Here is a 7,729-nt window from a genome sequence, read left to right on the forward strand (position 1 = left end):
CATGGCAATTCCGTCCTTCATGGCAGCCGACGCGACCACGGGACAGTTTCCCGACGTGGTGCGTGCTGCCATTGCAGAGAACCTCGTAGATCCGGCAGCACCGGAGGGCGCTGCGCTCGCGCAGCGGTACCTGAAGACGATCCATCCCAGTGGCGATCAGACGGGTGCTGAGGACCTTGCCGCGGTGCAAGCCGCTCTCACGCAGGATCATCGAGTTCGTCTCCTCGCGGGAAGCCACTACTACTTCAATGGCGCCATCACCCTGCCGAGCAACTCGCTGCTCGAGGCGTACGGTGCGGTTCTGCACGGGCTGGACGGGGGCAACATCATCCGGACCTCGTCTGCGCTGCCAACGCGGACAGTCACGGATGCCGTGTCCACGGCTGGGAGCACGACCCTGAAGAGTTCGACCGCCAACTTCACGGCGGCCGACATCGGATCCGCAGTAGGGGTCATCGGCGCAGGCGCGAAGCAGGCGTCGACGCAGGGGGCGACCTGGTACGCCACGATCACCGCTGTTACGGACACGCAGACTGCAACGCTGTCGATCGCTGCCGTCACGTCAATGACGGGCGCCACGGCCGATATCTTCAGCACACGAACGTCGAATGTAGTCGTTCAGGGCGGCTACTGGTCGATCGACAAGGAGCCAGCGCACGGACACGTCGCCTCCGCGACGTACCTCAACGCGCTCGGGTCCGCGTTCCGACGCATCGACGGCCTGGTCCTCCGCGACCAGACCTGGCACATGGTCGGCACGCGTGGGCAGGGCGGGAAGTTCGCCCTGAGCATCGCGGACGCAAACGGTGTCTTCGTCGACAACATCCGGTTCGACGGTACCGCCGGCGACGGCCTGCACTTCACCGGACCGGTGTCGAACATCACCGCGACGCACATCACTGGTGACAGTGGCGACGACATGACGGTCCTCAACGGCCAGGACTCGAACACGCCGTTCATCACGGACACCGAGGGTGGGTACTCGCAGATACTGATCCGCGACGTTCTTCCGCAGGGGTCGCTGTCCGCGTTCAAGCTGTACGAGATCGGTCAGGACAACCGCTTCGGTGGCGGCAACATCGCGGTCGAGAACGTGCGTGGCACGACGACGGCCGGCGGTGTGCAGATCGGGTACGTGGCGAACGGAGCGGTCGCTGCTCGAGTGCGCGACGTTCGTGTGTCGTCGGTACACCTCGTGACGGGGCAGAATCTGCCCGTGGTGAGCACGTTCGCGAACGGTGACATCGTGGTAGAGGACATCGCGTGGAACGGCTCGCAGGCGGCGGCGGCGGGGATTGTGAACATCATGCAGGCCCGGGGCCTCGTGTCGATCCGAGACGTTCGAATGCAGACCGCCCCAACCGGGTCTAACTACGGTGTCGTGTTCGCGGGCAACCTCAGCGGCAGCACCTACGGGTCTACGTTCACCGTCGATGGCGTCTACAACGGCAAGACAACCACGGCCGCTGCCGCGACTTTCACCGCTGTCGCGCTCATGACGGGCAACACGGGGTCAGGAGGTGTGCTTCAGTCGCTCCGAATCGCGAACGTCGTTTCGGATGGAACGGCCGGTTCGGTGTTCGCCGACCTCGTCGGCGCTGTAATCACGGCCCTTGTGATCCGCGCGTGCTCCTGGGCCGGGTCGAACGTGGTGGCGACCAAGAGCGGCACGAACGCCGTCAGCATGCAGCTCAGCGACATCACCTTTGCAGGAGCGAATCTCATCGCCGCCCTGTGCCCGGTCACCGCGTCGTTGTCGTCAATCGCTGCGACATCGTCGAGCGCCCTCGTGGCCGTGAGCGGGGCGAGCGGGTCTGCTCGGGTCGTGGGCCACGGCGTTTCTTACCTGGGAGCGTCCACGATCACCGTCTCCCGCGACGCATCTCAGGTCGTGTCCGTGAACGGGCTCGGATTGAAGCAGGACGTCGCCATCTTGTCCGCGGTCGACGGAGATGTCGCCTTCAACACCAATGCGGCGTTGGGGTGTGGGGTCGGGCCCGCTCTCTACAACACGACTGCGGCCAAGTGGAAGGGCTTGTACTCGGGCGCGACGAACTAAACCTCGAGGGACCGCGGGAGCCGGTCGTCGCCGCGGAGCCGCTTCTCGAGCGGCTTCTCTACGTACTCGCAGAGCACCGCGGCGACGGCCACCCCGATGACGAGTCCGATAGCTGATGTAGCCCACCACGGCATCGGAACAGTCCGATTCGTCACCGCGATCACGACGCGCAGCACCACGAGGTGCACCAAGTAGAAAGCGAACGACCACTCGCCGAGCTTCACGATGGGCTTCCACGCGAAGACGCTGCCTTTCCCCGCACGGTCGGCGTCTGCAGCGCTCGCGAGGAGGAGCACGAACGGGATGGCGGTCGCCGCGACGAGCAGCCAGTAACGGGGCATCCAGTTCGACGCGATCGACACGGCGAGGGCGAAGCTTGCAGTCGCTGCCACCGGCACGGGGAAGCGCACTCCGCTGCGGAGGATCATCGCGAGACTCATGCCGACGACGAACTCGAAGAACCGCGTGACGGGGAACAGGTAGATGACCCAGTACCGGATGCCGGCGGCCTCGGTCGGCTGCAGCGTGAGTGGGATTGCGAAGACGAAGAACAGGGCGGTCAGGAGCACGATCGTCACCCCACGGGAGCGCAGGCGGCGAAGGCCGAGGAACACGAGCGGGAACATCAGGTAGAAGAACATCTCGGCGGACAGTGACCAGCCCACGGAGTTGCCTGCGAAGTGTACGTCCTTCTGCGGGAACCAGCTCTGCAGTAAGACGGCGGACGGCAGCATGCTCGTCAGCCGCTGGTGGTCGGCGACGATGGCGTAGGCACCGCCTACGATCCAGGCGATCCAGTACAGAGGCAGGATGCGTGCCGCGCGACGTCGGTAGAACCGGCCTGGGCTGTCGGAGTCACGGCCGTTCCAGGCGAGAACGAAACCGGACAGCATGAAGAAGAACGAGACGCCGTCGTCCCCGGCGTTCGTGATGAAGCCGGCCCAACCCGGAGACTCCTGGTACGCGGTGGCGTGATGGAGGAACACTGCTAGCGCGGCGAACGCACGAAGACCGGTCAGCGAGTCGAGGCGCGGCATGCGCTTGAGAGATTCCCCCATGATGTTCGATGCTAAGCGACTCTCATGATGCGCCCCACCTCCTGTCACCGGGGGTGGGGCGTTTTCGTCGTTCAGCGGCCCTTGCGTGCGAGGCGGACCCGGTTGGGGCAGGTGTCGGCGGCGTGCTTTGTGCGGTGGTGGATGTTGCAGCCTGGGTGCTTCCAGACGGTGCCGGACCCGCCGACGCGGCCACTGAGCGAGAACGGCCCGGGAAGGGGGATGTGCCAGCGGAGACCCATGACCGTATTCTACATCCAAAGCCGACGATCGGTCAGGTGTCAGCGTCCCGACGGTGGGATCGTGCGGTGGGTGACCTTCGAGCGTTCGACCCAGAGGTGGTAGGTCCGGCCGAGGAACTGCAGCTGCGCGTACACGGCGAGCGGTGACGCCTTGAGCGCGAAGCCGACGACGCGCTGCACTCCCATGCCCTCGACGTCGATGCGGACCCACACGGGCGGCGCCGGGTCGAGGTCGCGGGCTTCCGGGTCGGGTGCCATCTCGACGATCGGTGGCCGCCGGGGGTCGGGGTGGTGCGGCGGCGACCACTGCGTATCGGTCATGGGGTGATGCTGGCGTGCACCGCCGACATCAGGCCTCGGTGGGCTCCTGCTCGGCGAGACACTTCGCGCAGATGCGGACGTCGTCGGGGTCGAGGCCGGCGGGCACCCAGATGTGCGCGCAGTCGGTCACGTGGCACTCCTCCCCCGAAACGAGAAACGCCCCGGGCCGAAGCTCGGGGCGTTCTCTGCACTCACGGTGGGATGCACCGTGGGATGCAACTGTCTCAACACAGTGTGCGCTCGAAGGGACTCGAACCCCCAACCTTCTGATCCGTAGTCAGATGCTCTATCCATTGAGCTACGAGCGCGTGGCCTCAGCGGCCGTGGAAGACTCTACAACAGGTGCGGGCCACGCGCCAATCGAGGGCCTCCGAGCCGACTGCCCGGCGTGTCGCGACGTCGGCGAACGCTCAGGCCTCCTCGTCGAAGACCTCACCGAGGAACACCTGCAGCGCCTGCCACGACCGCCGGTCCGCCCGCTCCTGGTACTGCGCACCCATCTCGGGGGCGTCGGTGCCGGGGACGGCGAACGCGTGCATCGCGCCCGAGTACGTCGTGACCTGCCAGTCGATCTCCGGCCGGGTGCGCATCTCCGCCTGCCACGAGGCGACGGTCTCGTCCGGCACCATCGGGTCCGCGCCGCCGGTGAGCACGAGGAGCTTCGCCCGGACGTGGTCGACGTCGGCGGGGTCGTGCACGATCAGGCCGCCGTGGAACGACACGGCCCCGACCAGGTCAGCGCCGGCCCGGGCGAGTTCGAGGGCGGTCGACCCGCCGAAGCAGTACCCCATGACGACGATGCGGGTGTGGTCGACGTCCGGGTCCTCGCGGAGCCGTTCGAAGCCGGCGAGCGCGCGCGCCCGCAGCAGCGGCAGGTCGCGGTAGAAGCCGCCGGCCACGTCCGAGGCCTCCTCGTGGGACGGTCGCACGTCGGCGCCGTAGATGTCGGCTCCGAGCGCGACGTACCCGAGGCGGGCGAGCATCGTCACCCGCGCGCGGACGTGGTCGTTCACGCCGAGCCAGTCGTGCACCACGAGCACGGCCGGACGGGGCCCGGACACGCTGTGGTCCTTCGCGAGCAGGCCCTCGAGCGCGGTCCCGTCGTGGTCGTAGCGCACGGCCTCGACCCGGACGTCGGACCCCGCCGGGGCAGGGACGGTCTGCAGGATGTCGTCGTAGATGGTCACGGGCCGACGCTACGCCCGCCGACCGTCCCCGGCCGGGTCAGTCGTCCAGGTTCCCCGCCGACCGTCCCCGGCCGGGTCAGTCGTCCAGGTTGTCCCAGCCGTCGGGACCAGCCGAGCCGGCGGCGTACTCGTCGAGCGGGGTGTCGCCGTTCCGCCAGGCGTCGAGGAAGGGTTCGACGACCTTCCACCCCTGCACCGCACTGTCCCCGCGGACGGAGAGCGTCGCGTCCCCCTCGAGCACGCCGGCGAGCACCTCGCCGTAGGCGCTGAGCCGTCCCGGGTTGAACGTCACGGCGAGCGCCGTGTGGTCGATCGTGTACGGGTCGCCGGGCCCGTTCACGTTGAGCTCGAGCTGCATCTCGTCGGGCGCGATCCAGATGCGCAGCCGGTCGGGGCGCTCGGCTCCGGTCAGCCCGTTCGGCACGTGCGGCGAGTCCTTGAAGGTGACGACGATCTCGCGGCGCTGCTCGGCGAGGGCCTTGCCGGACCGGAGGGTGACGGGGACGCCCGCCCACCGCCAGTTCGCGACCTCGAGGCGCAGCTGGGCGAGGGTCTCGGTGCCGAGCGACGGGTCGACGCCGTCCTCGTCGACGTACGACGGCAGGGGTCGGTCCCCCACCTTCCCCGCGGTGTAGCGGGCCCGCTTGCCGGCGGTGGCGACGTCGCCACCCCACGGCCGGACGGCGCGGAGCACCAGTTCCTTCTGGGTGCGGAGGTCGTCCGCGTCGATCGAGGCCGGGGCCTCCATCGCGACGACGGCGAGTACCTGGAGCAGGTGGCTCTGGATCATGTCGACGAGCGCGCCGGCCTTGTCGTAGTAGCGCGCCCGGCCCTCGAGTCCGAGGGTCTCGTCGTAGACGATGTCGATCCGCTCGACGTGCTGCGAGGAGAGCAGCGGCTCGATGATGCGGTTGGCGAACCGCAGGCCGAGGAGGTTGAGCACCGTCGACCGACCGAGGAAGTGGTCGACCCGGTGGATGCGCTCCTCGGGCAGGAAGCGGTGCAGGACGTCGTTGAGGTGTTCGGCGCTCGCGGCGTCGGTGCCGAACGGCTTCTCGAGCGCGAACCGGGTGCCCGCGGGCAGGTCGAGGTCGGCGAGCACCTCGCAGCTCTTCTCGGTGACGGCGGGCGGCAGGGCGAAGTAGACGGCGGGGTCGTGCCGGCAGTCGGCGAGGAGTGCCTGCAGGTCGTCCGCGCTGGTGACGTCGGACTTGCGGTAGCTGGACGCGTCGATGACGGAACGGAGGCGCTGGCTGAGGCGTTCGGAGCCGTCGTGGGCGCCCTCGTCCTCCTCGTTCTTGGAGGCCTGCGCGTTCTCGAACGCGTCGTGGACCAGGCGCTTCCAGTCGTCGTCGGACAGGTCCTCCGTGCCTGCGCCGACGAGCTGGACGTCCCAGTCCTCCTTGACCTCGAGGAGGGTGGCGAGACCCGGCAGGAGCAGGCGCTTGGAGAGGTCGCCGCTGGCACCGAGGATGAGCAGGGTGGTCTGGAGGCTCGACATGCCCCCGACGGTACCCACCGGCTCCTGCGCGTGGTCGCCCCGGGCGCGCGGCCGCGAGGTGGACCGGGCGCGCGGTGCGCCGTCACGGTGGGGGCACGCGCCGCACGGTCCCGCTACGGTGGGGGCAGTCCGGCGCGGAGGAGCGCGATGCGCGAGGGAGCAGCATGAGCAGTGGCACCGTGAACAGTGGCACCGGGAGCAGTGGCACCGTCACCGAGCACGACGGGCGTCGGCTGCGCGTCGCGGTGGTCGGCACCGGCATGATCGCCGCGGTCCACGTGCGCGCTGCGGCAGCCGCGGGTGCCGACGTCCTCGGCGTCCTCGGGCGGACGCCGGAGCGGTCGGCCCAGGTGGCGGCGCAGCTCGGACTGCCCCGCGGCTACGCCTCGCTCGACGAGGTGATCGCGGACGCCCCCGACGTCGTGCACGTCTGCACCCCGAACGGCCAGCACCACCCGCAGTCGCTGGCGGTGATCCGCGCGGGCATCAACGTGGTGTGCGAGAAGCCCCTGGCGCTCGACCCCGGGCAGGCCGACGAGCTCGCCGCCGCGGCCGAGCAGGCCGGGGTCGTCGCCACGGTCCCGTTCGTGTACCGCTACCACCCGGTCGTCCGCGAGGTCCGGGCGCGCGTGGCCGCCGGCGAGCTCGGACGCCTGCTCGCCGTGCACGGGCACTACCTGCAGGACTGGATGCTCGACGAGGACGCGTCGTCGTGGCGGGTCGACCCGTCCTCGAGCGGTGCGTCCCGGGCGTTCGCGGACATCGGCTCGCACTGGTGCGACCTCGTCGAGTTCGTCACCGGGCAACCGTTCGTCGAGGTCTCGGCGGCGACCGACATCGTCTACCCCACCCGTCCGGCGGCGTCCGGCCCGTCCTTCTCCGGCTCCCCCGACCCCGACCCGGTCGCCGACGCCTCCGAGCGTTCCGCGGTGACCACCGAGGACACCGCGGCCGCGACGTTCCGCACCGCTGCCGGTCGCATCGGCAACGTCGTCATCTCACAGGTCTCGGCGGGGCGGAAGAACCGGCTGTGGTTCGAGGTCGACGGCACCCTCGGATCGGCCGCGTTCGACCAGGAGCAGCCGGAGTCGGCGTGGTTCGGCAACGAGCGCGGGGCCACCATCGTCGTCCGTGACCCGTCCCAGGGCGATCCGGACCAGCGCCGGCTCGCCGTGGTGCCCGCCGGTCACCCGCAGGGGTACCTCGACGCGTTCACGGCGTTCGTCGCCGACACCTACGCCGCCGTCCGCGGCGGCTCGCCTGACGGCCTGCCGACCTTCGCGGACGGCGCACGGGCGGCGGCGGTCATCCAGTCGGTGCTCGACAGCGCGCGCGACCGCGCCTGGCGCCCGATCGGCTGAGCG

The 7,729-nt window shown here is 69.4% G+C and carries 7 protein-coding genes and 1 tRNA gene; 2 read left to right on the forward strand and 6 right to left on the reverse strand.

What is annotated here, in order from left to right:
• The first annotated feature begins 1 nt into the window (after position 1).
• A complete protein-coding gene (locus Csp2054_RS14365; protein ID WP_096900146.1) occupies positions 2-2,059 on the forward strand; it encodes a hypothetical protein in 2,058 nt (685 codons plus the stop codon).
• Here the strand turns inward: Csp2054_RS14365 and Csp2054_RS14370 are convergent.
• The 6 genes from Csp2054_RS14370 to Csp2054_RS14390 form a co-directional block, all read right to left on the reverse strand.
• A complete protein-coding gene (locus Csp2054_RS14370; RefSeq protein ID WP_096900147.1) occupies positions 2,056-3,117 on the reverse strand; it encodes an acyltransferase family protein in 1,062 nt (353 codons plus the stop codon). The genes Csp2054_RS14365 and Csp2054_RS14370 overlap by 4 nt on opposite strands.
• 71 nt (positions 3,118-3,188) lie before the next feature.
• Positions 3,189-3,356, reverse strand: coding sequence for a hypothetical protein (locus tag Csp2054_RS18270; protein WP_176491735.1), 168 nt, complete (start codon positions 3,354-3,356; stop codon positions 3,189-3,191).
• Positions 3,357-3,395: 39 nt separating this feature from the next.
• On the reverse strand, positions 3,396-3,677 hold the full coding sequence (locus Csp2054_RS14375) for a hypothetical protein (RefSeq protein ID WP_141399281.1): 282 nt from the start codon (positions 3,675-3,677) through the stop codon (positions 3,396-3,398).
• 235 nt (positions 3,678-3,912) lie between these two features.
• Positions 3,913-3,985, reverse strand: a tRNA-Arg gene (locus Csp2054_RS14380).
• Positions 3,986-4,087: 102 nt separating this feature from the next.
• Positions 4,088-4,864: a dienelactone hydrolase family protein gene (locus Csp2054_RS14385; RefSeq protein WP_096900149.1), complete on the reverse strand. Its 777-nt coding sequence runs from the start codon at positions 4,862-4,864 to the stop codon at positions 4,088-4,090.
• A 76-nt stretch (positions 4,865-4,940) separates the two neighbouring features.
• Complete coding sequence (locus Csp2054_RS14390; protein WP_096900150.1) at positions 4,941-6,365, reverse strand: glucose-6-phosphate dehydrogenase; 1,425 nt, start codon at positions 6,363-6,365, stop codon at positions 4,941-4,943.
• A 164-nt stretch (positions 6,366-6,529) separates the two neighbouring features.
• Between Csp2054_RS14390 and Csp2054_RS14395 the strand changes: the two genes are divergently transcribed.
• Complete coding sequence (locus Csp2054_RS14395) at positions 6,530-7,726, forward strand: Gfo/Idh/MocA family protein (RefSeq protein WP_096900151.1); 1,197 nt, start codon at positions 6,530-6,532, stop codon at positions 7,724-7,726.
• Positions 7,727-7,729 lie beyond the last annotated feature (3 nt).

The organism is Curtobacterium sp. 'Ferrero', from assembly GCF_002412165.1.
In the GTDB taxonomy this organism is placed as follows: domain Bacteria; phylum Actinomycetota; class Actinomycetes; order Actinomycetales; family Microbacteriaceae; genus Curtobacterium.

Bases quoted from the DNA above. Each gene is read 5' to 3' on its own strand.
- Csp2054_RS14390 (WP_096900150.1), bottom strand. From the start codon at position 6,365: ATGTCGAGCCTCCAGACCACCCTGCTCATCCTCGGTGCCAGCGGCGAC.
- Csp2054_RS14375 (WP_141399281.1), bottom strand. From the start codon at position 3,677: ATGACCGATACGCAGTGGTCGCCGCCGCACCACCCCGACCCCCGGCGG.
- Csp2054_RS18270 (WP_176491735.1), bottom strand. From the start codon at position 3,356: ATGGGTCTCCGCTGGCACATCCCCCTTCCCGGGCCGTTCTCGCTCAGT.
- Csp2054_RS14395 (WP_096900151.1), top strand. From the start codon at position 6,530: ATGAGCAGTGGCACCGTGAACAGTGGCACCGGGAGCAGTGGCACCGTC.
- Csp2054_RS14370 (WP_096900147.1), bottom strand. From the start codon at position 3,117: ATGGGGGAATCTCTCAAGCGCATGCCGCGCCTCGACTCGCTGACCGGT.
- Csp2054_RS14365 (WP_096900146.1), top strand. From the start codon at position 2: ATGGCAATTCCGTCCTTCATGGCAGCCGACGCGACCACGGGACAGTTT.